Here is a 26,023-nt window from a genome sequence, read left to right as displayed (position 1 = left end):
GAAGCCATGACAGCGACGACCGACGGAAGCACCGGGGCCCTGCCGCCCCGTGCCGCCTCCTCGGCCGGCGATGCCGGCGCCGAGAACACCGAGAACGACCCGGCCGCCCCCACGAGCACGGCGGCCGCCGCCCGCCGCGCCACGGCCCGCGCCACCGAGTACCTGCTGTCCGTCCAGGACGCGGCGGGCTGGTGGAAGGGCGATCTGGAAACCAACGTCACCATGGACGCCGAGGACCTGCTGCTCAGACAGTTCCTGGGAATCGGCGACCCGCGCATCACCGAGGCCGCCGCCCGGCACATCCGCGGCGAGCAGCGCGACGACGGCACCTGGGCCACCTTCTACGGCGGGCCGGGCGAGCTGTCCGCCACCATCGAGGCGTACGTCGCCCTGCGGCTGGCCGGCGACGAGCCGGACGCCGCCCACATGGCCAGGGCCGCCGCCTGGATCCGCGAGCACGGCGGCGTCGCCGCCGCCCGGGTCTTCACCCGTATCTGGCTGGCCCTGTTCGGCTGGTGGAAGTGGGAGGACCTGCCCGAACTGCCGCCCGAGCTGATCTGGTTCCCGAAGTGGTTCCCGCTCAACATCTACGACTTCGCGTGCTGGGCGCGGCAGACGATCGTGGCACTGACGATCGTCGGCTCCGTGCGCCCGGTGCGCCCCGCGCCGTTCGCCCTGGACGAGCTGCACGCCGACCCGGCCCGCCCGAACCCGCCGCGGCCGCTCGCCCCGCCGACCACCTGGGACGGCGTCTTCCAGCGGCTGGACAAGGGCCTGCACCTGTACCGGAAGGTGGCCGTCCGCAAGCTGCGCCGCTCCGCCCTGCGGGCCGCGGCGAGCTGGATCGTCGAGCGCCAGGAGAACGACGGCTGCTGGGGCGGCATCCAGCCGCCGGCCGTCTACTCGATCATGGCACTGCATCTGCTGGGGTACGACCTGGGGCACCCTGTGCTGCGGCAGGGCCTGGAGTCGCTGGACCGTTTCGCCGTATGGCGCGAGGACGCGGACGGCGCCCCCGTCCGCATGATCGAGGCATGCCAGTCCCCGGTGTGGGACACCTGCCTGGCCGCCATCGCGCTCGCCGACGCCGGACTGCCCGCCGACCACCCGCAACTGGTCAAGGCGGCCGACTGGATGCTCGCCGAGCAGATCCGCCGGCCCGGCGACTGGAGCGTACGCAGGCCGCGACTGCCCTCCGGGGGCTGGGCGTTCGAGTTCGAGAACGACAACTACCCGGACATCGACGACACCGCCGAGGTCGTCCTCGCACTGCGCCGCATCCAGCACCCGGACCCGGAGCGTGTCGACGCCGCCGTGCAGCGCGCCGTGCGCTGGAACCTCGGCATGCAGTCCAAGAACGGCGCCTGGGGCGCCTTCGACGCCGACAACACCAGCCCGTTCCCCAACCGGCTGCCGTTCTGCGACTTCGGCGAGGTCATCGACCCGCCGTCGGCCGATGTGACCGCCCATGTGGTGGAGATGGCCGCCGACCTCGGCATGACGCACGACGCGCGGGTCCGCCGCGGCATCCGCTGGCTGCTCGCCGAACAGGAGCCGGACGGCTCGTGGTTCGGGCGCTGGGGCACCAACTACATCTACGGCACCGGCTCCGTCCTCCCGGCCCTGGCCGCCGCGGGCATCCCGGCCTCGCACCCGGCGGTGCGCCGCGCCGTGCGCTGGCTGGAGCGCGTACAGAACGAGGACGGCGGCTGGGGCGAGGACCAGCGCTCGTACCACGACAAGGCGTGGGCGGGCCGCGGCGAGTCGACCGCCTCGCAGACCGCGTGGGCGCTGATGGCGCTGCTCGCGGCGGGCGAGCGGGAGAGCGCGGCGGTCACGCGCGGGGTGCGCTGGCTGGCCGGGACGCAGCGCGACGACGGGTCCTGGGACGAGCCGTACTTCACCGGCACGGGCTTCCCCTGGGACTTCTCGATCAACTACCACCTGTACCGGCAGGTCTTCCCGCTGACGGCCCTCGGCCGTTACGTCAACGGCGGACCGGCCGGCGCGTCCCAGGGGGCCTGATGCCCGTGTCGCGCAGCGCGAAGGCCGCCCGGGAGGGCCTGCGGGCCGTGCCCGACGGGCCGCCGCCGCTGCTGCTCGCCTGCGCGCTCGGCATCGAGCGGTTCGCGCTGCGCGGCGGCGACCACAGCGGCGCGCCCGCGCCCGTGGTCACGCTCCGTACGGGCATGGGGCCGCGCGCGGCGACGGACGCCGTCCGGCACGTGCTGGGCGACGGCCCGGCGACCGCGCGGGTCCCGGTCGTCGCCACCGGCTTCTGCGCCGGTCTGGTCCCCGGCATGCGGCCGGGGGACGTGGTCGTCGCCGACGCGGCACGGGGCCATCTGCCCGATGAGGCGGATGTGCCCTGTTCCGGCAACGGTCCGCTGCTGCGCGCCCTGGAGGAGCGCGGTATGACCGTGCACACCGGCCTGCTGCGCGGCTCCGACCACGTCGTACACAGCGCGGAGCGGGCCGGGCTGCGCGCCGCGGGCGCCGTCGCGGTGGACATGGAGTCCGCCGCGACGCTGGCGGCCGCGACGCGGGACGGCGGACGTCCGGTTGCGGCCGTACGGGTGATCGTGGACGCTCCAGAACATGAACTTGTCCGAATCGGCACTTTGCGCGGTGGAATGTCAGCCTTCCGTGTGCTGCGCTCCATCCTTCCTGTCTTCTTCGAATGGCACCGTTCTTTGCTGCTCCCCAGGAGGTGAGCCAGATGGCCATGCCGCTCCGTCAGTCCATCCGGGTCGGTACGTATCTCTTTGAACAGAAACTGCGCAAGCGGGAGAAGTTCCCGCTCATCGTGGAGCTGGAGCCGCTCTTCGCGTGCAACCTCAAGTGCGAGGGCTGCGGAAAGATCCAGCATCCGGCCGGTGTGCTCAAACAGCGCATGCCGGTCGCCCAGGCGGTCGGCGCGGTCCTGGAGTCCGGCGCCCCGATGGTCTCCATCGCGGGCGGCGAGCCCCTGATGCACCCGCAGATCGACGAGATCGTGCGGCAGTTGGTGGCCAAGCGGAAGTACGTCTTCCTGTGCACCAACGCCGTGCTGCTGCGCAAGAAGATGGACAAGTTCACCCCCTCGCCGTACTTCGCCTTCGCGGTGCACATCGACGGCATGCGCGAGCGGCACGACGAGTCCGTGGCCAAGGAAGGCGTCTTCGACGAGGCGGTCGAGGCGATCAAGGAGGCCAAGCGGCGCGGCTTCCGGGTCACCACCAACTCCACCTTCTTCAACACCGACACCCCGCAGACCATCATCGAGGTGCTCAACTTCCTCAACGACGACCTCAAGGTCGACGAGATGATGCTCTCGCCCGCCTACGCCTACGAGAAGGCCCCCGACCAGGAGCACTTCCTCGGCGTCGAGCAGACCAGGGAACTGTTCAAGAAGGCGTTCGCCGGCGGCAACCGGCGCCGCTGGCGGCTCAACCACAGCCCGCTGTTCCTGGACTTCCTGGAGGGCAAGGCGGACTTCCCCTGCACGGCCTGGGCGATCCCCAACTACTCGCTCTTCGGCTGGCAGCGCCCCTGCTACCTGATGAGCGACGGCTACGTCCCGACGTACCGGCAGCTGATCGAGGAGACCGACTGGGACAAGTACGGCCGCGGCAAGGACCCGCGCTGCGCCAACTGCATGGCGCACTGCGGCTACGAGCCCACCGCCGTCCTCGCCACCATGGGCTCCCTGAAGGAGTCCCTGCGCGCCGCCCGTGAAACCGTCGCGGCGAACCGCGGGTGACGTGATGGGTACCGGTGAACCTCCCGGGGGCGGTCCTTCCGCCGCCGGTGTCGCACTGGGCATGCCGGAGATACCGGCCCGGCCGCTGGCCGAGCGGCGCGTCTCGCGCCGCATCCAGGTCGGGCCGGTACCGGTGGGCGGCGGCGCGCCCATATCGGTGCAGTCGATGACCACGACCAACACGGCCGACATCGGCGCGACGCTCCAGCAGATCGCCGAGCTGACGGCCTCCGGCTGCCAGATCGTCCGCGTCGCCTGCCCCTCGCAGGACGACGCGGACGCGCTGCCGGTCATTGCGAAGAAGTCGCAGATCCCGGTGATCGCGGACATCCACTTCCAGCCGAAGTACGTGTTCGCCGCGATCGACGCGGGGTGCGCGGCCGTCCGGGTCAACCCCGGCAACATCCGGCAGTTCGACGACCGGGTGAAGGAGATCGCCAAGGCGGCCTCCGACGCCGGGGTGCCGATCCGCATCGGCGTCAACGCGGGCTCGCTGGACAAGCGGCTGCTGCGGAAGTACGGCAAGGCCACGCCGGAGGCGCTGGTGGAGTCGGCTTTGTGGGAGTGCTCGCTGTTCGAGGAGCACGGTTTCCGGGACATCAAGATCTCGGTCAAGCACAACGACCCGGTCGTGATGGTCAACGCGTACCGGCAACTGGCCGCGCGGTGCGACTACCCGCTGCACCTGGGCGTGACCGAGGCCGGTCCGGCCTTCCAGGGCACGATCAAGTCGGCCGTGGCCTTCGGCGCCCTGCTCAGCGAGGGCATCGGCGACACCATCCGCGTCTCGCTCTCCGCCCCGCCGGTGGAGGAGATCAAGGTCGGTATCTCCATCCTGGAGTCGCTGAACCTGCGGCAGCGCCGTCTGGAGATCGTCTCCTGCCCGTCCTGCGGGCGTGCCCAGGTGGATGTGTACAAGCTCGCCGACGAGGTCACCGCGGGCCTGGAGGGCATGGAGGTGCCGCTGCGCGTCGCGGTCATGGGCTGCGTCGTCAACGGGCCCGGCGAGGCCCGTGAGGCCGACCTCGGTGTCGCGTCCGGCAACGGCAAGGGGCAGATCTTCGTGAAGGGCGAGGTCATCAAGACCGTGCCGGAGTCGAAGATCGTGGAGACGCTCATCGACGAGGCCATGAAGATCGCGGCGGGCATGGAGTCCGAAGGAGTGGTGCCCGGCACCCCTGACGTCGTCGTCGGCTGAACCGTACTGGCTGAACCCGTAGAGCCGTACTGGCTGTACCCGTAGAGGGGGACGAAGCATGTCGATGCTGGAACAGATCCGCGAGCCGCGCGACCTCAAGGCGCTTCCCGGGGACGTCCTCGGCGCACTCGCCGAGGAGATCAGGCAGTTCCTCGTGCACGCGGTGGCACGGACCGGCGGCCACCTGGGACCCAACCTGGGCGTGGTGGAACTGACCATAGCCCTGCACCGGGTCTTCGACTCGCCGGCCGACCGCATCCTGTGGGACACCGGCCACCAGTCGTACGTACACAAACTGCTGACGGGGCGTCAGGACTTCTCCAAGCTGCGCGGCAAGGGCGGACTGTCCGGCTACCCCTCCCGCGAGGAATCCGAGCACGACGTCATCGAGAACTCCCACGCCTCGACCGTGCTCGGCTGGGCCGACGGCCTCGCCAAGGCCAACCAGGTACGGGGCCGCACCGACCACGTCGTCGCCGTCATCGGCGACGGCGCGCTGACCGGCGGCATGGCGTGGGAAGCGCTCAACAACATCGCCGCCGCCAGGGACCGCCCCCTCATCATCGTCGTCAACGACAACGAGCGCTCCTACGCCCCCACCATCGGCGGCCTCGCCAACCACCTCGCCACCCTGCGCACCACCGACGGCTACGAACGCTTCCTCGCCTGGGGCAAGGAGGTCGTGCAGCGCACCCCCGTCGTGGGCCGCCCGCTGTACGAGTCGCTGCACGGCGCCAAGAAGGGGTTCAAGGACGCCTTCGCCCCGCAGGGCATGTTCGAGGACCTGGGCCTGAAGTACGTCGGCCCCATCGACGGCCACGACATCGCCGCCGTCGAGTCCGCGCTGCGCCGCGCCGCCCGCTTCAGCGGGCCCGTACTGGTCCACTGCCTCACCGAGAAGGGCCGAGGCTACCGCCCCGCGCTGGAGGACGAGGCCGACCGGTTCCACACGGTCGGCGCCATGGACCCGCTGACCTGCGCACCCGTCGCGCCGCCCGGCCCGCCGTCGTGGACCTCCGTCTTCGGCGACGAGATGGTGAAGATCGGCGCGGAGCGCCCCGACGTGGTCGCGATCACCGCGGCGATGCTCCAGCCCGTGGGCCTCGCCAAGTTCGCCGCGGCCTACCCCGACCGTACGTGGGACGTGGGCATCGCCGAGCAGCACGCGGCGGTCTCCGCGGCCGGCCTGGCCACCGGCGGCCTCCACCCGGTCGTGGCCGTGTACGCCACCTTCCTCAACCGGGCCTTCGACCAGGTCCTGATGGACGTGGCACTGCACAGGTGCGGCGTCACCTTCGTCCTCGACCGGGCGGGCGTGACCGGCACCGACGGCCCGAGCCACAACGGCATGTGGGACCTGTCCGTCCTCGGCGTCGTCCCGGGCCTGAGGATCGCCGCGCCCCGCGACGCCGACCAGCTGCGCGCCGAACTGCGCGAGGCCGTCGACGTGGACGACGCGCCCACCGTCCTGCGCTTCCCCAAGGAGTCGGTGGGCGAGCCGGTCCCGGCGCTGGAGCGGACCGGCGGCGTGGACATCCTGGCCCGGGGCGAGCGGGCGGACGTCCTGCTGGTCTCTGTGGGCGTGATGGCCCCGGTCTGCCTGGGGGCCGCGGAACTGCTCGCCGAGCGCGGCATCGGCGTCACGGTCGTCGACCCGCGCTGGGTCAAGCCCGTCGATCCCGCGCTCGTCCGGCTGGCCGCCGGCCACACCTCGGTGGCGGTCGTGGAGGACAACAGCCGCAGCGGGGGAGTGGGCGCCGCGGTCGGCCAGGCGCTGCGCGACGCGGGCGTGGACGTACCGCTGCGCACCTTCGGCATCCCCGAACAGTTCCTGGCGCACGCCAAGCGCGGCGAGGTGCTGGCCGACATCGGACTCACCCCCGCCGAGATCGCCGGGCGGATCGGCGCCTTCCTGGCCCGTAAACAGAACGACTCGTGACGGAGAACGGCCCGTGACCGGATTCGACCTGACCAAGCTGCTCGCCGAACGCGGCGCCGAGCGCTACGACCTGCACGCCAAGTACCTCAACCACCAGCTGCCGCGGATGCTGCACACGATCGGCTTCGACAAGGTCTACGAGCGGGCCGAGGGCGCGTACTTCTGGGACGCCGACGGCCAGGACTACCTCGACATGCTCGCCGGCTTCGGCGTCATGGGCCTCGGCCGCCACCACCCGGTCGTACGCCAGGCCCTGCACGACGTCCTGGACGCCCGGCTCGCCGACCTCACCCGCTTCGACTGCCAGCCCCTGCCCGGCCTGCTGGCCGAGAAACTGCTCACCCACACCCCGCACCTGGACCGCGTCTTCTTCGGCAACAGCGGTACGGAAGCCGTCGAGACCGCCCTGAAGTTCGCCCGCTACGCCACCGGCAGACCCCGCGTCCTGTACTGCGCCCACTCCTTCCACGGCCTGACCACCGGGTCCCTCTCGGTCAACGGTGAGAACGGCTTCCGGGACGGCTTCGCGCCGCTCCTGCCGGACACCGCCGTCGAACTGGGCGACCTGGCGGCCCTGGAACGCGAGCTGCGCCGCGGCGACGTGGCGGCGCTCATCGTCGAGCCCATCCAGGGCAAGGGTGTCCATCCCACACCGCCCGGCTACCTGCGCGCCGCCCAGGAACTGCTGCACCGCCACAAGGCACTGCTCATCGCCGACGAGGTGCAGACCGGCCTCGGCCGCACCGGCGACTTCTTCGCCTACCAGCACGAGGACGGCGTCGAGCCGGACCTGGTGTGCGTGGCCAAGGCCCTCTCCGGCGGCTACGTCCCGGTCGGCGCCACCCTGGGCAAGGACTGGATCTTCAAAAAGGTCTACTCCTCCATGGACCGCGTCCTGGTCCACTCCGCCAGCTTCGGCTCCAACGCCCAGGCGATGGCCGCGGGCCTGGCGGTCCTCGCGGTCATGGAGGACGAGGAGATCGTCGCCAACGCCCGCCACACCGGCGACCTGCTCCGCACCCGCCTGGCCGCTCTCACCGACCGCTACGAACTCCTCCACGACGTCCGCGGCCGTGGCCTGATGATCGGCATCGAATTCGGCCGCCCCCGCTCCCTGAAACTCCGTGGCCACTGGACCATGCTCCAAGCGGCCCGCAAGGGCCTCTTCGCCCAAATGGTCGTGGTCCCCCTCCTCCAGCGCCACCGTATCCTCACCCAGGTATCCGGTGACCATCTGGAGGTCATCAAGCTGATTCCGCCCCTGACGATCGGGGAGCAGGAGGTGGACCGCTTCGTGAACGCGTTCACGGAGGTGATGGATGACGCGCACCGGGGCGGGGGACTGATGTGGGATTTCGGGAGGACGTTGGTGAAGCAGGCTTTGCAAGGGGGGTGACCCGGGGAACGATCGTTCTCCCGATCAATACGTCGCAGTGCGGTCGAAGTTGGTGATGTTGAGCTTGACGCCCTGCGCGCTGTGGAGCGTGGTGGGGCTTTCGCCGGTCGTCGTCTGGCCGGGCTGTACATCGGTCACGAATTCCGTGCTGTTGGCCACGCGGGTGCCGTTGGAGTCGACCGCCTCCCAGTCGAAGTGGTAATTGGACTTCTTTCCGCTGGTGTTCTTGACCGTCCACACGACCCAGATATTGGTGAATCCGGCCTGTGAGCGGTCATCGAGCCGGAAGCGAGTGAGATCCGCGCGTTCGTTCTCCGGGGAGGAATCCGCTTTCTTGTCCTGCTGTGCCTTTTCGGGAGCGGATTTGTCCGCCGGTGCGGGTGTGGTGCTGTTGTCGGTGCCGCACGCGGCCGTCAGGGCGAGGGCGACGGCTGCCGTCGCCGCGACGAGTGGTGCCGTGATGAAGCGGCGATGATTGGTCATGGCTGTGCCTCCTTGCCGCTGCTTTCATCATGCGCCGCACGGAAAGGAGGATCCAGACGATAGGGGCATTTATCGTATTTTTTGCCCGAGGTGAAGAGCGGCAGGGAGGCGGCAGGCAGCGCATTGCAGGAGGCGGCGCGCTTCCGCCGCCCCGGCCGCCGGCGCCGCTCAGTCCTCCAGCAACTGGAACCGCAGCCGCTCGCGTGTCGCGGGCGACAGCTTCAGGCCCTCGCTCAGGTAGGTCTCCGTCGAGCCCCACGTCGTCTCTATGGCGTCGAAGGCCGCGGACAGGTACTCGGCGCGGGCGTCGAAGAGGGGGGCGAGGAGTTCCATGACCTCGGAGGACATGCCGGCTGCCGAGTTGTCGGAGCGGCGCACCTTGTAGCGGCGGTGGGCGGCGTTGGACTCCAGGTAGTCGGCCTCGATGGCTTCCCGCTCGACGCCGACGGCGAGGAGGGTGACGGCGATGGACAGGCCCGCGCGGTCCTTGCCGGCCGCGCAGTGCATGAGGGCAGGGACGCTGTCCTCGGCGAGCGCGTGCAGGACACGGCTGTGGTCGGCGGTCCGGGTGGTGATGATGTGGCGGTACGTCTCGGCCATCCGGCCGGCCGCCTTGCCGTCGCCCAGCGCCGTCCGCAGGTGGCCCAGCTCGCCGTCGCGCACCATGGCCCAGAACTCGGCCCCGTCGGCGGGGTCGGTGAGCGGAATGTTCACGTTCCGTACGCCGGGCAGCGCGACGTCCGGGCCCTCCAGCTTGATGTCGGCGGCGTTGCGGAAGTCGAAGACGGTGTGCAGCCCGAGCCCGGCGAGGAAGGCGGCGTCCGCCTCGGTGGCCGACGCCAGGTGGCCGCTGCGGAACAGCCGGCCCCTGCGCACCCGGCGCCCGTCCGCGGTCGGCAGGCCGCCCACGTCACGGAAGTTGCGTACCTCCGCGAGCTCGGAGTCGGTCGACGGGACCTCCGGGGTCTGCTGCGTCACGGGCGCTCCTCGGGATCGGTCGCCGACGCTGCTCGTCGACGAGGCGGGCCACTTTGACGATACGACATGGGTGCAGTCGGTATCCGGGCCGGTCGCGGGGTGTCCGGGGCGCCGGGGGTGGCCATGTACCGCCGGTCCCGCCCTGCCCGTATCCGCATCCGGTCCGGGTATCGTCCCGGCCATCATCCCCGCCCCCCCGATCGGCCGAAAAACACCGTTTACCCCGGCCATTTCTTATTCCGACTTGAGCAGAATTTGACCAGGTGGCATTAATCACCCCACGTCAACCCCTGGTTACGGTGGCGTAAGTCACTTCCGGGGGTGAAGTATGTCCTGACGTGGCAGACGATTCGAAGAAGATGAGCAGTGGCGCAGACGGCGCCATCGGGTCGTACGCAGCCGTCGGGGACAGCTTCACCGAGGGGGTCGGGGATCCCGGCCGTGACGGGGCGTACATCGGCTGGGCGGACCGGCTGGCGGTTCTCCTGTCGGACCGGCGTGCGGAGGGGGATTTCCGGTACGCCAATCTCGCGGTCCGCGGGCGGCTGCTGGACCAGATCATCGCCGAGCAGGTGCCGCGTGCCAGGGAGCTCGCGCCCGACCTGGTGACGTTCTGTGCCGGCGGTAACGACATCCTGCGCCCGGGGTCGGACCCGGACGCCGTCGCCGAGCGGTACGAGGCGGCCGTCGCCGACCTGCGGGAGACGGTCGGCACCGTGCTGCTGTGCACGGGGTTCGACACCCGCGGCGTGCCGGTGCTGCGGCACCTGCGCGGCAAGATCGCGACATACACCGCCCACGTACGGGCGATCGCCGACCGGCACGACTGCCCGGTCCTGGACCTGTGGTCGCTGAAGTCCGTACAGGACCGGCGGGCCTGGAGCGACGACCGGCTGCACCTGTCGGCCGACGGGCACACGCGGGTCGCGCTGCGCGCCGCGCAGGTGCTGGGGCTCGACGTGCCGGCCGACCCGGACCAGGCGTGGCCGCCGGAGGCGGAGCGCACCGCCGCCGAGGCGCGACGGGACAACATCCACTGGGCGCGTGAACACCTGGTCCCGTGGATCGGCCGCCGTCTGCGCGGCGAGTCCTCGGGCGACCATGTCGAGCCGAAGCGGCCCGATCTGCTGCCCCTGTAGAGCGGCGATGCCGCACCGCCGCCCGCCGCCGTTCCACGGCGCGGGCGGCGGTTTCAGTGTGCGGTGGGGGAGTCGTACGACAGGTCGGCCCAGACGGTGCGGCCGCGGCCGGTGGGGTCGGGGCGTACACCCCAGCTCTCGGACAGGGCGCCGACGAGGAACAGGCCCCGGCCGCACTCCTTGTCCACGCTGCCGGGCTGCACGTGCGGCGTGGAGCCGCCGCGGCCCTGGTCGGTGACCTCCACGCGCAGGAACGCGCCGAGCACGGTCAGTTCGCAGTCGACCTTTTCGCTGTCGGTGTGCCGTACGGCGTTCGTGAACAGCTCCGAGACCACCAACTCGGCGTCATCACAGACCTGTTCTGCCGCGCCCCACTCGTGCAGCACCGCGAGAACACGTCTGCGCGCCTCCGGTACGGAGGTGCGGCGCGCCGGCAAGTGGAACGCGTCCCGGAGACGCTCGGCGACGAAGCCGCCACAGCGCCCTAACGAAGGAGCGTTGTTGGAGGAAGCCACTCCGCAACTATGTGCGATGTTGCTCACCGATGGCAAGGATCAATGTGTAATAAATCGCAAGCACAGTCTGTTCGGGTCTGCTGACGACATGACACACTGCTGATCACTCATGTTGGTTGGAGGGGATCAGAAGTGGCGGATGCACGGTCGGGTGGCGCTCCGACCGTCCTGCGGGTGGTGCTCGGCAAGCGACTGCAGGACCTGCGTGAGAAGGCGGGGCTGTCCTACGAGCAGGCGGCCGCCGCCCTCGATGTGACCCACGCCACCGTACGGCGCATGGAGAAGGCCGAGGTCGGCCTGAAGATCCCGTACGTGGAGAAGCTGCTCGCGACCTACGGCGTCACCGACCAGGACGAGATCGACGGCTTCCTGAAGCTGGCGCGCGAGGCCAACCGGCCGGGCTGGTGGCACAACTTCCGGGACGTGCTGCCCGAGTGGTTCAGCGCGTACGTGAGCCTGGAGAGCGAGGCCAACCTCATCCGCGGCTACCAGCCCCACTACGTACCGGGCCTGTTGCAGACCGAGGAGTACGCCCGCGCCGTGCTGCGCGCGGGCCAGCCGCACGCGCCGCGCGAGGAGATCGACCGCTCGGTCGCGCTGCGCATGGAGCGGCAGTCGCTGCTCACCCGCCAGGACGCCCCCATGCTCTGGGTGGTCATGGACGAGACCGTCTTCCGGCGCCCGATCGGCGGGCCGCGGGTGATGCGCGACCAGATCGCCCGGCTGGCCGAGGCCGCGGCCCTGCCCAACATCCGGCTGCAGATCATCCCGTTCGCGGCCGGACCGCACCCCTCGATGTACGGGCCGTTCAGCATCTTCCGGTTCCCGATCCCGGAACTGCCCGACATCGCGTACGCCGAGAACCTGGTGGGAGCCGTGTACTTCGACCAGCGCGACGACGTCTCGACCTTTCTGGAGGCACTGGACCGGATGTGCGCGCAAGCCGCGCCGGCACAGACCACCGAGGCCCTTCTGGGCGGCTTTCGCAAGGAGATCTGAACCATGGATCGCATACGCATCTACAACGGCATGCCCGCCACCGACCTGGGCAGCGACGGCTGGCACAAGCCGTGGAGCGGCGGCAACGGCGGCGAGTGCGTGGAGGCGCTGCGGCTCGGGGACGGCCGGGTGGCGCTGCGCCAGTCCACCGACCCGGGCGGCCCGGCCCTGATCTACACCCACCGCGAGATCAAGAGTTTCATCGAGGGCGCGAAGGCGGGCGCGGCCGACTTCCTGCTCACCGCGGCGCCCTGCGGGTGCGGCTGCGGCACCGATCGGAGGACGGCGTGAAGGAAGCGGAATTCTCCCGGGCCGTGGTCGGCTCGTGGGACGAGGACGGCTCGCGGGGGCTCCAGGACGCGGCGGCCTTCGCGCCCGAGGAGATCGACACCAGCAGGCCGCACCCGGCCCGGATGTACGACTACTACCTGGACGGCCGGGACAACTACGAGGTCGACCGCCAGGCCGCGCGGCGCGTCATCGAGGCGCACCCGCAGGTGCGGCTGAGCGCCCGCGCCAACCGGGCCTTCCTGCACCGCGCGGTGCGCGAGGTGGTCGCCGGCGGCATCCGGCAGATCATCGACATCGGCACGGGCATCCCGACCTCGCCCAACACCCACGAGGTCGCTCGCGAGACGGCGCCGGACGTCCGGGTCGTCTACGTGGACAACGACCCCATCGTCGCCACCCACGCGGGGGCGCGGCTGACCAACACCGAGGACACCGGGTTCGTCCTGGCCGACGTACGCGATCCGCGGGCGATCCTGGACCACCCGACCGTGCGCGAACTGATCGACTTCGATCGGCCGGTGGCACTGCTGCTGGTGGCCGTCCTGCACTTCGTGCGGGACGACGAGGACCCGGCGGGAATCGTCGCCGCACTGGCGCGCGAACTGCCCGCGGGCAGCGTCCTGGTGCTGTCGCACGCCACGGGCGAGCCGTACGAGGCGTACGAGCAGGGCCGTACGGACGAGCAGGCGCGGGACGGCGTCCTGGACGTCTACAAGAACGCCACGGCCACCCTGAACCTGCGCACCAAGGCCGAGGTCGAGCCGCTCTTCGGCCCGTTCGGCCTGCTGGAGCCGGGGGTCGTGCGGGTGCCGCTGTGGCGGCCGGACGGGCCGCCGCCCGGCCCGGAGGAGCTGAACAACATCATCTTCTACGGCGGGGTGGGGCGGAAGGGGTAGCGCCTGCCTCCGCCGGGCGTGCGGTACGTCCAAGTGCGCGGGTGGCGTGGTGGTTGACAGCGCCGCCCGGCAGACCGAGGGTGAAAGTTCCGTACCGGACCGGTGGTGCGACGGCCGCCGGCCGGACGTGAGGGGCGCCCGAGGGCGGAACGGGGGCAGCGGTGGAAGAGACTGCCGAAGCGGCGGGGGAGCGGCACGCGGTCGTCATCGGCGGCGGACTCGCCGGGATGCTCGCGGCCACCGCCCTGCTCGGGCACGTGGACGCGGTCACCGTCGTCGAACGCGACCGCTATCCGACCGGCCACGCCTTCCGCAAGGGCGTCCCACAGGCCCGCCACCTGCACGTCTTCCTCAGCGGCGGCCTGCGCGCGCTGGAGGAACTGCTGCCCGGCACGGGCCGCGCCTTCACCGACGCCGGGGCGCGCACCCTCTATCCGCCGCGCGACCTGGTCACCCGTACGGTCCTGGGCTGGCAGCACCGCTTCGACGAGCGCCGCCACGGATGCCTGTCGGTCACCCGCCCGGTGATCGACGGCGTCGTACGGGACCGCGTACTGCGGACGGCCGCCGGGTCGGCGACCCGCCTGGAGGTGCTGGAGGCGACCGAGGCGGTCGGTCTGACCGGCGACGCGGGACGGGTGACGGGCGTACGGGTACGGGCACGGAAGGGCGGCGGCGGCCGGACCGGCGGAGCGGCCCCGGCCGAGCGGACCCTCCACGCGGCGCTCGTCGTGGACGCCTCCGGGCGCACGTCCAAGGCCCCGCAGTGGTACACCGAACTGGGCCGCCCCGCCCCGCGCCAGGAGACCGTGGACGCCGGGATCGCCTACGCGACCCGGATGCTCCGCCCCACCGGACCGGCCGGCGCCCCGGACATGGGCGTCAACGTCCCCGGCTGGCCGGGCTGTCCGCGCGGCGCCGTGTACGTACCCGTCGAGGACGGCACCTGGCTGCTCACCGCCGCGGGCGTACGCGGCCACCACCCGCCCACCGACGACCAGGGCTTCGCCGACTTCACCGCCACGATCGGCGACCCGTACATCCACGGCCTGCTGTCGCACGTCGACCCGGTCTCGCCCGTCTACGGCTTCCGCGACACCGCCAACCGCCGTCGGCACTTCGAGCGGCCCGGCGCCGTCCCCGAGGGCTTCGTCGTCCTCGGCGACGCCAACTGCACCTTCAATCCGGTCTACGGGCAGGGCATGTCGGTCGCCGCGCTCGGCGCCCTGGCGCTGCGCCGCACCCTGGACTCCGGCGGTGGTCTGCGGCCGGGGCTGAGCGCAGGAGGCACAGCGCGCGGTGGCGCGCGCCTCCGACGCCGCCTGGAGCACCGCGGTCGGCGCCGACCGGCCGTATGCCGACGGCCCGGACGCCCGTGCGGGCCTCGGCGAGCGGCTGACCTCCTGGTACGTACAGCGGCTCGTGCTGCGCGCCGTCGTCGATCCCGTCCTCGGCGCCGCCTTCCGCGACGTCCTGTGCCTGACCGCGCCGCCGTCCCGCCTGATGGCCCCGCGCACGGTCCTGCGCACCCTGCTGCTGCCGCTCCGGCCCGGTCTCAGTGCCCCGCCGACCGCCGTGGTACCGCTGGACCGGGCGGCCTGACCGTATCCGGCGCGCCCCCTGTCCTGCGCGTCACTGCCCCCCGCTCGGCAGGAACAGACTGACCGCGCCGGTGGCCAGCGGCGCCAGGATTCCCAGCGCCGGGGCCAGTACTTTGGGCAGGGAGAGGTCCAGGCGCAGGAACGCCACCAGCCGGGCCCGGCGCTCGATCCAGTCCTCGGTCAGCTCGTCCGCCTCGGGGATACGGACCGTCACCTCCACCAGGCGGCCCGCGACCGACCGCCACAGCACCACGACCGGCAGGAAGACCAGCGCGAACATCACGCTGAAGAAAGCCCCGTAGAGCAGCACGGAGGACGCCGGGAAAGTTTTCTCCGGTGCGCCGTGGGCGAGCAGCGCGTTGCGCAGCGCGCCCGCGTCGATGACCGCGGTCGAGATGATCAGGCTGCCGCCGGTCAGGAAGCGCACCGCGTCCCGCCACGCGAGGTGCAGTTCCCGCAACGCGCCCGCGGGCGCCAGGACGCCCGGCTCGGCGGGCAGCCGACGGCTCAGCCGTAACAGCCCCGCCTGTACGTCCCACAGGCCCACCGCGCCCGGCGCCGCCGCCAGCATCCCCAGGACGAGCAGCACCGGCACGCGCCATGACAGCCCGTCGAGCGGTACGGGCAGGGTGCCGGGCGGCGTGAAGAAGCGCAGCACACCGAAGACCGCGCCCATCAGCAGGACGGCCCCCACCGCCAGTACGGCCACGGCCCAGGGGGCGGGCCGGTCGACCGGGTGCCGCCAGCGCCGGTGCACCCCGTACGCCATCGCGTACGCCACCGCCACATACAGCGCGATCGAGGCGCCGACCAGCGCGCTCCACAGGTCGAACTCCAGCAGCTTGGTGAAGGCGCGCGCCTCGGGCGACTCGGCGGCCCGGAACCGCCCCACGAAACCGGTGCCGAGCCCGGCGACGGCCAGCAGTCCGAGCGTGACCACCAGCGGCAGGGCCACCAGCCGCACCCCCGGCCGGAACAGGTGCGGGGCGGCGCGGGCGACGGGCGGGGGGAGTTCGGCCGGTCGGGTCGGCCGGTCCGGTTCGGCCGGTTGGGACGGTCGGGCCGGTTCGGCCGGGAGCGGCTTCCCGCCGTCCGAGGAATCGTCGTGGTCCGGCGGACAGGTCTGGGCCATGACATGAAGGTAGGGCCGTACGGTCCGGCCGCACAGGGGAGAGGTACGCGGAGCCCCGGACCCGGCCGGGAGCGCACGCCGCCCGCCCCGGAATGCGCAGGCCGGCCGAGTGGTTCGGGACGGTGGGGGAACACGTGTCGTGTCCGGGCGTCGTGATCCGCTGCCGGTGCCACGCGCCCGGACGCCGGCGTGCCGGAACCCGTCGCCGCGGCGGTCCGTTCACTGCGCGGCGACCCGTTGACAGCGCTACCGCCCGAACCATGGAGGTGCCGTGCCCGGCTTCCGACCCCGCCGCCAGACCCCGTCCGACCCGCCTGCCGCCGGGCGGTACGCACTGCGCCGCCCCGCCGTCTTCGGTGCCTGGCCCACCGGGGAGCGGCTGGCGCGGATACACCGGTCCCCGCAGTTCGTGGACGGCCAGTTCCGCAACCCCGTACCGACCCGGCAGCTGCTCCCGGGCTCCGCGCTGCCCATGGCCCGTACGCAGTTCGCCCGCGAGGGCCGGCTGCGCCGGATGCCGGTCGGCCGCATCCCGGTGCACCGGCCCACCGCGGCGGACTGGGGCGAGCCGCCCGCCTCCGGGCTGCGGCTGACGTGGATGGGGCATTCGAGCGTGCTCGCCGAGATCGACGGGCACCGGGTGCTGTTCGACCCGGTCTGGGGCGAGCGCTGCTCACCGTTCACCTGGGCCGGGCCGCGGCGGCTGCACCCGGTGCCGGTCCCGCTCGGCGAACTGGACCCGGTCGACGCGGTGGTGATCTCGCACGACCACTATGACCACCTCGACATGCCGACGGTCAAGGCACTGATCCGTACGGGCACCCGCTTCGTCGTACCGCTGGGCATCGGCGCCGACCTCGAACTGTGGGGCGTCCCCGAGGAGCGCATCACCGAACTGGACTGGCACGAGTCCACCGAGGTCGGCGGCCTGACCCTCACCGCGACGCCGGCGCAGCACTTCTGCGGACGCGGGCTGCGCGGTCCGCAACACACCCTGTGGGCGTCCTGGGTGGTGGCCGGCCCCGAGAACCGGATCTTCCACAGCGGCGACACCGGCTACTTCCCCGGCTTCGCCGAAATCGGCGCCGAACACGGCCCGTTCGACGCCACGATGATCCAGATCGGTGCGTACAGCGAGTTCTGGCCGGACGTGCACATGACGCCCGAAGAAGGGGCGCGGGCCCATCTGGACCTCCAGGGCGGCCGGCCGACCGGTCTGATGCTGCCGATCCACTGGGGCACCTTCAACCTCGCGCCCCACCCCTGGGCCGAACCCGCCGAACGCACCATGTACGCCGCCCGCACCGCCGGATTCCCCTGCGCCGTCCCGCACCCCGGCCGCCCCTTCGAGCCCGCCGACGAGCCCGTGGTGGAGCCGTGGTGGCGGACCGTGGCCCTCCCGCCGGTCCACGGCTGGCCGTCCTGGCCCGCCCGGACACCGGCCACCGAGGCGTTCGAGGTGGCGGGATGAGGCGGGGAGGCGGCCCGGTCCTGGCGCCGGCCCCGGTCTAGCTCCGCGTTCCGTTCCCGTTCCGGCTTTCGCTCCCGTCCCCGGACAGGAAGGCCGTGACCTCGGCAGCGAGCCGGGACGGGGCGTCGAGACGGACGCAGTGGCCGGCCGGCAGTTCCACGAGGCGGGCCCCGCCGGCGCGGCGGGCGACCATGTCCCGGGCGTGTTCTGCGGACAGTTCGTCGCTGCGCGTCCCACGGACCAGCAGGGTGGGGCAGGACACCGAGGCCCAGTCCGCCCAGTGGTCGGCGCCGAGCGCCTTCTGGGGCCCAGGAACGGTACGGGGCCGACCCCCCAAGTGCCGCTGGAAGGCGGCGACATCGGCCACGTGACCGTCCCGCTCGTAGCCGCGGGCACGGTCGGACTCGCCGTGTCCGCGCTGGTCGAGCGCGATCACCCGCCACCGCGGCGCCAGGGCCGCGGCCAGTGGCGCGAACACCGACGCTTCGTTGTAGTGCCCGTGCGGGGCGAGCAGCGGCCGCCCCGGACCTCCGTGATCCAGGTACGACAGCTTCCGGCCGTCGGTCGTGAACATCCCACGCATGGCGTGGACCTCAGGAGAGCGGGGTCCGGCCCGCCCCGGCCGCACGGACCGGCTCCGCCGGCGCGGTGCCCGGCACAGCCGGTCCGTACGGCGTGGTCAGGCACGCCGGCGGACCCACAGGGGAGTGATCACGGCGAGCAGGACGGCTGCGATGCCGATCTGGAAGATATGGCGGATCCAGTCGATACCGCCGGTGTCGCGCACGCCGAAGGCGGTGGCGAGCGCGTTGCCGGCGACGGCGCCGACCATGCCCAGGATGACTGTCAGCCACAGGGGGACGGGCTGCCGACCGGGCACGACCAGCTTGGCCAGCAGCCCGATGACGAGCCCCGCGATGACGGCCCACAGGAACGACACGACGACTCCTTCCGGTTGGTGGTGCACCCTCGGACACCCGTGCGCGTGCCCCTCCCAGGCCGTCCTACGCCCCGCAATATGACCATTCGGTCACCGATCTTCACGTCCTGCTCGGATAACGGTCACTTGTCAGTATGGTCCTGGAAAACGGTCGATGCCGCCCGTCTTCCGGACATGGGAGGACGTAACGGCACATACGCTAAGGGGACTTGATGTTACGCATGCAGCGCATCCGCCGTCGTTTCCGTCCGGCCCTGATCGCCGCCGCCGTCGCGGCCTCACTCGCCCTGCCGCTCGCCGCCGCCGGTCCGGCCGCCGCGTCGGCGCAGCCCCGGCCCGCCTCGGAGCGTACGGCGATGTACGCCCGGGATCACGACGGTGTGCTGTGGCAGTACGAGGGCACGGGATGGACCGTTCCGCCGTTCCGGCCGCGGGCGAGAATCGGCGCGGGCTGGGACCAGTATGTGCAGATCACCTCGCTCGGGGGGACGTCGGCCGGCGGTACGGGGGACGTCGCGGCCGTCGACCGGAGCGGGAAGCTGTACTTCTACGAGGGCAGCGGCGACCCGTCCGCGCCGTTCAAGGCTCGGCAGGCCATCGGATACGGCTGGGACCGGTACATCAGCATCACGGGTGCGGGCGACGCCAACAACGACGGCAAGAACGACCTGGTGGCCCGCGACACCGACGGCGGCCTCTACTTCTACGCCGGTACGGGCAAGCCCTCCGCCCCGTTCGCGCCGCCGGTGCGGGTGGGCGGCGGCTGGCTGGTGTACGACCGCCTGACCACCTTCGGCAACGGCCTCCTGGCCCGCGACACGGACGGCGTGCTCTGGAAGTACCAGGCCACCGGCTCCGGCGACCCTTCCCGGCCCTTCGAGACCCGGGTCCGCGTGGGCGGCGGCTGGAACATCTACGCCGACTTCGTCGGCATCCGGGACCTGGACGGCGACCAGCTGCCCGACCTGGCCGTCCGCGACCTCGACGGCAACCTGTCGGTCTACGAGGGAATGCGCTACCAGGGCAGGGTCGTTCCCAACAAGGCCATCCCGATCGGTGGCGGCTGGCAAGCCTACGATGTCCTGTTCTGACCCGCTCCGGCTGACCGGAGCGCGGACCACCGCACGCTCGGGAAGCCCCGGCCGCCTGAACATGGGCAAATCACTAAGGGGAGGCTAACCTTGATCTTGTGACCCCGGTTCACCAGCTCGCCGGCGCGGCCGGTTCCACCGACCTGGACGCGACGTACGCGGCCTACTTCGCGTCGATCGCCCAGGCCGACACGTGCCGCGACGGCACCGTGCGGCACCGGCTGCGCCCCGAGGTCGGCGACGGCACGATCGAGGTGACGTCGCTGCGCAGCGGGTTCCACATCCTCCGGTACGACGTGGCGTTCGCCGGCGGGCACCAGGTCGGGTTCGCCTTCCCCGGCGACCACTTCGAGCTGGAGCACTGCGTCGACGGGCGCATGCACATCAGGGAGACCAGCACCGGCGCCGGCGACCTGCGGGCCAGTTCGGTGTCGCTGAGCCCCCGGTGCGCCACCGACGGCGTCATCGCGCACGGCGACGGCGAGCGGTACCGCGCGGTGTCGATCACCGGGACCTGGACCGGGCTGGAGTCCTACCTCGGCGGACTCGGTACGGGCGCCCTGCCGGCCATCGGGCCGGACCACGTCGCGCGCGAACGGTACCTGGGCCGCTCCGCCGCGCTGCGCCCGGTGGCCGGGCCGCTGGAGGAGATCTTCCTGCACCGGCGCTCGTCCCCCGGGCGCCTGCTGTTCATGGAGTCGCGGCTGGTGGCGGCGATGGCCGCACTGATCGACGGGCTCACCGTCACCGCGCCGCCCGCGGACGCCCAGGAGTCCCTGGTCCTGGACGACCACGAGGTGGCCGCGCTGCGCCGCGTCCCCGACCTGCTGTGGCGGGCACGCCACGCGCCGCCGACGCTGGCCGAGCTGGCTCGCGCGTCGTCGATGTCGGTCCGGCGCCTGGCCACCGGGTTCCGCGCGCTGTACGGGACATCGGTGATGGACTACCACCGGCGTCGCTGCCTCGACCGGGCCGCGGCACTGCTCGTGGAGACCGACTGGCCGGTGGCCCGGATCGGGCACGAGGTCGGCTACGCCTCGCCCAGCAATTTCGGCTACGCCTTCCGGCGCGACCGGGGCACCACTCCCGCCCGGTTCCGGCGGGCGCACTCGTGACGCTCTGAGGGCGGGCACGCTCGTGACGCCCTGAGAGCGGCACACTCTGACGCCCGTAGTGCGGGCGAACTTCTGACTCCCTGAGAGCGGGCGCCGGAGAGCCCGCGGCGGTTGGGAACCGCGCTCCACATCCCCGGGCTCCGCGCTCCACACCATGGCGATGTCCCGGTGCGGAAGATATGGCGTGGAGCGGCCCATGCCGTACGCGGTGACCGGCGGCGGTCTCGGCGCCGCCGGCGGTACCGCGCGGGCCGCTGCCTTCATGCTGCCCAACTTCCCGAGGGGCGTGCGCACTTGACCGGAACTGATGGGCGGCGATGAGCCGGTTCCGCGTCGGGGCCGGGTCGACAGTCGGGGTGGAAGTAAGGTTAGGCTTACCTTACTGTTCAGGTATCCCTCAGGCACCTTCGGATGGAGACCGATGACTGTCAGCATCGATTCCGCGCCCGCCCGGACCGGAACGGGGCGACTCATCATCGTCCTCGGCGGGCTCTCGGCGGTTTCGCCGTTCGCCATCGATATGTACGCGCCCGGCTTCCCCGAGATCGTCGGCTCGTACGGCACCTCGAAGACGGCCGTCCAGCTCTCCCTGACGGCCTGCCTCATCGGGCTCGCCATCGGCCAGATCGTCATCGGCCCGCTCAGCGACGCGATGGGGCGCCGGCGCCTGCTCCTCGCCGGTTCCGGCATGTTCACCGTGTTCTCGCTGGTCTGCGCGGTCGCCCCGACCATCACCGTCTTCGACCTGGCCCGGCTGCTGCAAGGCGTCGCGGGCGGCGCGGGGATCGTCATCGGACGGGCCGTCGTCAGCGACCGGTTCACCGGCACCCACGCGGCGCGCCGGCTCACCACGCTGAGCGTGATCGGCTCGACCGCGCCGGTGCTCGCGCCGGTGGCCGGCGGGCTGATCCTCGACATCGGCTCATGGCGCCTGGTGTTCGTGGCGCTGGCCCTGACGGGGCTGCTGCTGTTGCTGGCGGTCCGGGCCTGGGTGCCCGAATCGCTGCCCGCCGAGCGGCGCAGGACCGGCGGGCTGCGGGCCGTGTTCGCCGCGATGGGCGGCCTGCTCCGGCGCCGCGAACTGGTCGGCTACCTGCTCGTCATGGGGTGCGGACTGGGCGCCCTCTTCGCGTACATCAGCGGCTCGCCCTTCGTCTTCCAGAACATCTACGGCCTGTCGCCCACCGGCTACAGCCTCGTCTTCGCCGCGAACGCCGTCGGCACCGTGGCGGCCGGTACGGTCTTCGGGCGGCTGGCCGGGCGTGTACGCCTGAACAGCCTGCTCGCCGTCGGCGTGGCCATCACCGTCGTCTCCCTGGCCGCGCTGGTGGGTTTGCTCTCCCTCGGCATCAGCACCTTCCCCACCACCTGGGCCTGCCTGTTCGGTCTGACCACCGGGTTCGGGCTGCTGCTGCCCGCCTCGACCACCATCATCCTCGCGGTCGGCGGCGACGCCCCCGGCGCCGCTTCCGGTCTGCTCGGCGGCGCCCAGTTCGTGCTGGGCGCGGCGGCCGCACCGCTCCCCGGTGTGCTGGGCAACACCACCGCGATGTCGACGGCCGTCGTGGTCCTGGGCTGTTCCCTCATCGCCGCGGTGGCCCTGGTCGCCCTCGCCCGGCCGTGGCAGGGCCATGGCGAACCGGCCGGTCAGTCCTGAGCCCCCAGCACCGCGCCCCAGCACCGCGTCCACCGCACCCGCCCGCCGGCACCGTGTCCCTCGGCGTACCGGAGAAGGGAAGACCGTGACCAGTACGGAACGTGCCTCGACAGCGATAGCGACAGCGACCGTGACCGCGGCCGCGCAGGAACTGGAAATCGCCCGTGCCTGCCCCTACTCCCCGAATGCGCAGCACATCGCATTCCAGCGGCAGGGCCGCCCCGTCAAGGTCACCCTGGCGACCTTGGCGCCGGGTGCGCCGGTCTGGGCGGTGAGCAATCACGCCGATATCCGCACCATGCTCAACGACGCGCGTTTCAGCGCCGACCGGCAGCGGCAGGGCTTTCCCTTCCAGGTCGACGGGCAGCCGGGCAACTTCCGCCGGACGATGATTTCCATGGACGGTACGGAACACCGGGAAGTCCGCCGCTCCGTGACCGGCGAATTCACCCTCAAGCGCATGAAGGCCCTGCAGCCGCGAATTCAGCAGATCGTGGACGACTGCATCGACACCATGCTGGCAGGACCGAAACCCGCGGACCTGGTCAGCGCGCTCGCGCTCCCCGTTCCCTCGCTGGTGATCTGCGAGCAGCTCGGCGTGCCCTACGAAGGCCACGACTTCTTCCAGTCCCGGTCCCACATGCTGTTGCTGCGCGGCGCCTCGGCGGAAGAGCGGCTGCGCGCGCTGGACGAACTCATCGAATTCCTCGGCGACCTCATCACCGAGAAGGAGGCCGCGCCGACCGACGACCTCCTCGGACGCCAGATCGTGAAACTGCGCGAGGCGGGGACGTACCGCCACCAGGATCTGGCGCGCATGGCCTTTCTGCTGCTGGTCGCCGGACACGAGACCACCGCGAACATGATTTCGCTCGGCACCATGGCCCTGCTCGACCGCCCCGCGGACGCGGACGCCCTGCGCGCGGACCCGAGCAAACTCCCGGTCGCGGTGGAAGAACTCCTGCGGTACTTCACCATCGCCGAGTTCATTCCCACCCGCGTCGCCACCGAGGACGTGGAACTGGGCGGCAGCCTGATCAAAGCGGGCGATGTCCTCGTGGCACTGTGCAACGTGGCCAACCGCGACCCCGCGGTGTTTCCCGACGGCGACGCACTGGACCTGCAACGCGGAGCCCGTCACCAACTGGCTTTCGGCTTCGGGGCCCACCAGTGCCTGGGACAGAATCTCGCCCGCATGGAGCTGGAGATCGTCTATGCGACGCTGCTCCGGCGGATACCGACGCTGCGCTCCGCGATACCGACCGGTGAACTGCCGTTCAAGCACGACGCGGACATCTACGGTATCCACGCATTCCCGGTCACCTGGTGACCCGCGCTGAACCTGGCGCGCCGGCCGACCCGACTCGAACCGAAGAGAGAGTGAGGATGTCATGTGCGGCATAACGGGCTGGGTGGATTTCGAGCGTGATATGCACAGCGCGCGGGACGTGCTGCGGGGCATGGCCGACACGATGGCCTGTCGGGGTCCTGACGCGCAGGGATACTGGACGGACACCCACATCGGCCTCGGCCACCGGCGCCTCGCGGTGATCGACCTCGAAGGCGGGGTCCAGCCGATGACCGTCGAGCACGACGGCCGTACGCTGGCGGCCGTCACGTACAGCGGAGAGGTGTACAACTACCGCGAGCTGCGGGCCGAACTGCGCGCGCTCGGGCACCGTTTCCGCACTGAAAGCGATACCGAAGTCGTCCTGCACGCCTATCTGCAATGGGGCGCGGGCATGGTCGACAAGCTGAACGGAATGTTCGCCTTCGGCCTCTGGGACGCGCGCAGCGAGGAACTGGTCCTCGTCCGCGACCGGATCGGCATCAAGCCGCTGTATTACTTCCCGACGGAGCGCGGGCTGCTGTTCGGCTCGGAGGCCAAGGCGATACTCGCCCACCCCGAAGTACGCCCGGTCGTGGACCAGGACGGGCTGCGCGAGCTGCTGGCCTGCGTCAAAACTCCGGAACACGCGGTCTTCCACGGCATGTACGAGCTGCGCCCCGGCCACCTGCTCCGCTTCGGCCGCACGGGATCGCGTATCCAGCGGTACTGGGCGCTGGAGGCGCGCGAACACACCGACGACCTGGACACCACCGTACGGACGGTGCGCGAACTGCTCGAAGACATCGTCGAGCGCCAGCTCATCGCCGATGTCCCGCTGTGCACCCTGCTCTCCGGCGGGCTGGATTCCAGCGCGGTGACCGCGCTCGCCGCCCGTTCGCTCGCCGGACGCGGCGCCGGTCCGGTGCGTTCGTTCTCCGTCGACTTCGCCGGCAACGAACGGGACTTCACCGCCAACGTGGTCCACAGTTCCCCGGACGCTCCCTACGCCGCGGAAATGGCCGATCATGTGGCCGCCGACCACACCAATCTGGTCATTTCCCTGGAGGAACTCACCGACCCGCGTATCCGGGCCCTGGTGCCGAAGGCATACGATGCGCCCGCCGCGATGCTCGGTGACGGATACGCCTCGCTGTACCTGCTGTTCCGGGCCATACGCGAACGCTCGACGGTGGCCTTGTCCGGCGAGGCGGCCGACGAACTGTTCGGGGGCTACGGGTGGTTCCACGCACCCGAGCTGCGCGACGCGAAGACCTTTCCCTGGGTGGCCGCGGGATACGACCTGATCCCCATGCTGTCCGGGCTGATCGACCCGGGGCTGATCGCCGATCTGGACATCGAAGGGTACCGCGCCCAGCGCTGTTCCGAGGCGCTGGCCGAGGTTCCGGTCCTGCCCGACGAAAGCGCGGACGAGCGGCGGATCCGGGAGGTGAGCTATCTCAGCATCACCCGCTTCGTGCCCCTGCTGCTCGACCGCAAGGACCGGATGAGCATGGCCGTGGGCCTCGAAGTGCGGGTGCCGTTCTGCGACCACCGGCTCGTCGAATACACCTTCAATGTGCCGTGGTCGATGAAGTTCTTCGACGGAAAGGAGAAGAGCCTGCTGCGCGCCGCCACCCGCGATCTCCTGCCGCGGAGCATCGTGGAGCGCAAGAAGAGCGCGTATCCGGTCAGCCACGACCCGCGCTACGATGCCGCGCTGCGCGCCGAGTTCGAGAAGCTGGCCGCCGACTCCAACGCGCCGGTGCATTCCCTCATCGACCACGGCGGCGTCCGGCAGCGGACGGGGGACGGCTGGCCGTACCGCATCGGGCTGGAATTCATGGTGCAGCTCAACAGCTGGCTGGAGAATCACGAATTGAAGCTCTGACGCGGAGTGAGGCCGAGTACCGGGCCGGTGCGGACCCTCAGCGGGGGCCGCACCGGCCCGTGTCGTCCATGGACAGCCACGCAGCGCACCGGCCCTTCGCGACGACCGACCGCTCCGCCCCTGGTCAGCATCGACTTTGACCATTCTGACCGTGACCTGACCCAGCTGACCGCCGCCCGTCCTTCTGGTGCCATGGGCGCCCGGCTTTGATGGGGTGCACGG

The 26,023-nt window shown here is 71.3% G+C and carries 23 protein-coding genes; 17 read left to right on the top strand and 6 right to left on the bottom strand.

Going from position 1 to position 26,023, the window contains the following annotated elements:
• Positions 1-6: 6 nt before the first annotated feature.
• From shc to ADK86_RS24860, 6 genes are all read left to right on the top strand, one after another.
• A complete protein-coding gene (gene shc, locus ADK86_RS24885) occupies positions 7-2,025 on the top strand; it encodes a squalene--hopene cyclase (RefSeq protein WP_053698578.1) in 2,019 nt (672 codons plus the stop codon).
• On the top strand, positions 2,025-2,714 hold the full coding sequence (locus ADK86_RS24880; RefSeq protein WP_053698577.1) for a 1-hydroxy-2-methyl-2-butenyl 4-diphosphate reductase: 690 nt from the start codon (positions 2,025-2,027) through the stop codon (positions 2,712-2,714). Before shc ends, ADK86_RS24880 begins: the two co-directional genes overlap by 1 nt.
• 5 nt (positions 2,715-2,719) lie before the next feature.
• Positions 2,720-3,742, top strand: coding sequence for an adenosyl-hopene transferase HpnH (hpnH, locus tag ADK86_RS24875; RefSeq protein ID WP_003981497.1), 1,023 nt, complete (start codon positions 2,720-2,722; stop codon positions 3,740-3,742).
• Positions 3,743-3,803: 61 nt separating this feature from the next.
• Positions 3,804-4,940 (top strand): flavodoxin-dependent (E)-4-hydroxy-3-methylbut-2-enyl-diphosphate synthase, encoded by a 1,137-nt coding sequence (gene ispG, locus ADK86_RS24870; RefSeq protein ID WP_234346014.1) that lies wholly within the window; start codon positions 3,804-3,806, stop codon positions 4,938-4,940.
• A 58-nt stretch (positions 4,941-4,998) separates the two neighbouring features.
• Positions 4,999-6,879 carry a 1-deoxy-D-xylulose-5-phosphate synthase gene (gene dxs / locus ADK86_RS24865; protein ID WP_053698576.1) on the top strand — a complete coding sequence of 627 codons (1,881 nt, stop codon included), beginning with the start codon at positions 4,999-5,001 and terminating at the stop codon, positions 6,877-6,879.
• 13 nt (positions 6,880-6,892) lie between these two features.
• Entirely contained in the window at positions 6,893-8,275 is a 1,383-nt protein-coding gene (locus ADK86_RS24860) for an aspartate aminotransferase family protein (protein WP_053698575.1), read from the top strand.
• A 24-nt stretch (positions 8,276-8,299) separates the two neighbouring features.
• Here the strand turns inward: ADK86_RS24860 and ADK86_RS24855 are convergent, their stop codons facing one another.
• Entirely contained in the window at positions 8,300-8,758 is a 459-nt protein-coding gene (locus ADK86_RS24855; RefSeq protein WP_053698574.1) for a hypothetical protein, read from the bottom strand.
• A gap of 168 nt (positions 8,759-8,926) precedes the next feature.
• Positions 8,927-9,736, bottom strand: a complete 810-nt coding sequence (locus tag ADK86_RS24850) for a tyrosine-protein phosphatase (RefSeq protein WP_030600038.1) — start codon at positions 9,734-9,736, stop codon at positions 8,927-8,929.
• Between the two features lie 338 nt (positions 9,737-10,074).
• Here ADK86_RS24850 and ADK86_RS24845 point away from each other — a divergent pair, with 338 nt between their 5' ends.
• Positions 10,075-10,875, top strand: coding sequence for an SGNH/GDSL hydrolase family protein (locus tag ADK86_RS24845; protein WP_031186967.1), 801 nt, complete (start codon positions 10,075-10,077; stop codon positions 10,873-10,875).
• 53 nt (positions 10,876-10,928) lie between these two features.
• On the opposite strand, the gene ADK86_RS24840 is transcribed toward ADK86_RS24845, so the two are convergent.
• On the bottom strand, positions 10,929-11,390 hold the full coding sequence (locus tag ADK86_RS24840) for an ATP-binding protein (protein WP_234346013.1): 462 nt from the start codon (positions 11,388-11,390) through the stop codon (positions 10,929-10,931).
• A 132-nt stretch (positions 11,391-11,522) separates the two neighbouring features.
• Here ADK86_RS24840 and ADK86_RS24835 point away from each other — a divergent pair, with 132 nt between their 5' ends.
• The 4 genes from ADK86_RS24835 (at position 11,523) to ADK86_RS24820 (ending at position 15,240) form a co-directional block, all read left to right on the top strand.
• Positions 11,523-12,389 carry a helix-turn-helix domain-containing protein gene (locus ADK86_RS24835; RefSeq protein WP_030600045.1) on the top strand — a complete coding sequence of 289 codons (867 nt, stop codon included), beginning with the start codon at positions 11,523-11,525 and terminating at the stop codon, positions 12,387-12,389.
• 3 nt (positions 12,390-12,392) lie between these two features.
• A complete protein-coding gene (locus ADK86_RS24830) occupies positions 12,393-12,680 on the top strand; it encodes a DUF397 domain-containing protein (RefSeq protein ID WP_003981506.1) in 288 nt (95 codons plus the stop codon).
• 23 nt (positions 12,681-12,703) lie between these two features.
• Positions 12,704-13,576: an SAM-dependent methyltransferase gene (locus ADK86_RS24825; protein WP_053698586.1), complete on the top strand. Its 873-nt coding sequence runs from the start codon at positions 12,704-12,706 to the stop codon at positions 13,574-13,576.
• Between the two features lie 161 nt (positions 13,577-13,737).
• On the top strand, positions 13,738-15,240 hold the full coding sequence (locus ADK86_RS24820) for an NAD(P)/FAD-dependent oxidoreductase (RefSeq protein ID WP_324611415.1): 1,503 nt from the start codon (positions 13,738-13,740) through the stop codon (positions 15,238-15,240).
• Here the strand turns inward: ADK86_RS24820 and ADK86_RS24815 are convergent.
• Positions 15,209-16,309 (bottom strand): hypothetical protein, encoded by a 1,101-nt coding sequence (locus ADK86_RS24815; protein WP_053698572.1) that lies wholly within the window; start codon positions 16,307-16,309, stop codon positions 15,209-15,211. The two genes, ADK86_RS24820 and ADK86_RS24815, sit on opposite strands and share 32 nt — an antisense overlap.
• A 271-nt stretch (positions 16,310-16,580) precedes the next feature.
• Between ADK86_RS24815 and ADK86_RS24810 the strand changes: the two genes are divergently transcribed.
• A complete protein-coding gene (locus ADK86_RS24810; protein WP_078952241.1) occupies positions 16,581-17,780 on the top strand; it encodes an MBL fold metallo-hydrolase in 1,200 nt (399 codons plus the stop codon).
• Between the two features lie 37 nt (positions 17,781-17,817).
• Here the strand turns inward: ADK86_RS24810 and ADK86_RS24805 are convergent, their stop codons facing one another.
• Complete coding sequence (locus tag ADK86_RS24805; protein ID WP_053698571.1) at positions 17,818-18,354, bottom strand: alpha/beta hydrolase; 537 nt, start codon at positions 18,352-18,354, stop codon at positions 17,818-17,820.
• Positions 18,355-18,459: 105 nt separating this feature from the next.
• Entirely contained in the window at positions 18,460-18,720 is a 261-nt protein-coding gene (locus ADK86_RS24800; protein WP_030600057.1) for a GlsB/YeaQ/YmgE family stress response membrane protein, read from the bottom strand.
• 212 nt (positions 18,721-18,932) lie between these two features.
• Between ADK86_RS24800 and ADK86_RS24795 the strand changes: the two genes are divergently transcribed.
• From ADK86_RS24795 to asnB, 5 genes are all read left to right on the top strand, one after another.
• Positions 18,933-19,811 (top strand): tachylectin-related carbohydrate-binding protein, encoded by an 879-nt coding sequence (locus tag ADK86_RS24795; protein WP_159393945.1) that lies wholly within the window; start codon positions 18,933-18,935, stop codon positions 19,809-19,811.
• A gap of 98 nt (positions 19,812-19,909) precedes the next feature.
• Positions 19,910-20,926 (top strand): helix-turn-helix domain-containing protein, encoded by a 1,017-nt coding sequence (locus ADK86_RS24790; RefSeq protein WP_053698569.1) that lies wholly within the window; start codon positions 19,910-19,912, stop codon positions 20,924-20,926.
• 421 nt (positions 20,927-21,347) lie between these two features.
• Complete coding sequence (locus ADK86_RS24785; RefSeq protein ID WP_053698568.1) at positions 21,348-22,583, top strand: multidrug effflux MFS transporter; 1,236 nt, start codon at positions 21,348-21,350, stop codon at positions 22,581-22,583.
• Positions 22,584-22,668: 85 nt separating this feature from the next.
• Positions 22,669-23,913, top strand: a complete 1,245-nt coding sequence (locus ADK86_RS24780; protein WP_234346011.1) for a cytochrome P450 — start codon at positions 22,669-22,671, stop codon at positions 23,911-23,913.
• A gap of 61 nt (positions 23,914-23,974) precedes the next feature.
• The gene (asnB, locus tag ADK86_RS24775) at positions 23,975-25,801 is read left to right on the top strand and encodes an asparagine synthase (glutamine-hydrolyzing) (protein WP_053698566.1); all 1,827 of its coding nucleotides are present in this window, start codon (positions 23,975-23,977) and stop codon (positions 25,799-25,801) included.
• Positions 25,802-26,023 lie beyond the last annotated feature (222 nt).

Source organism: Streptomyces sp. NRRL F-5755, assembly GCF_001279365.1.
Lineage (GTDB): Bacteria > Actinomycetota > Actinomycetes > Streptomycetales > Streptomycetaceae > Streptomyces > Streptomyces rimosus.
The sequence above is the reverse complement of the archived record's forward strand: the minus strand, read 5'-3'. Positions and strand labels throughout refer to the sequence as shown.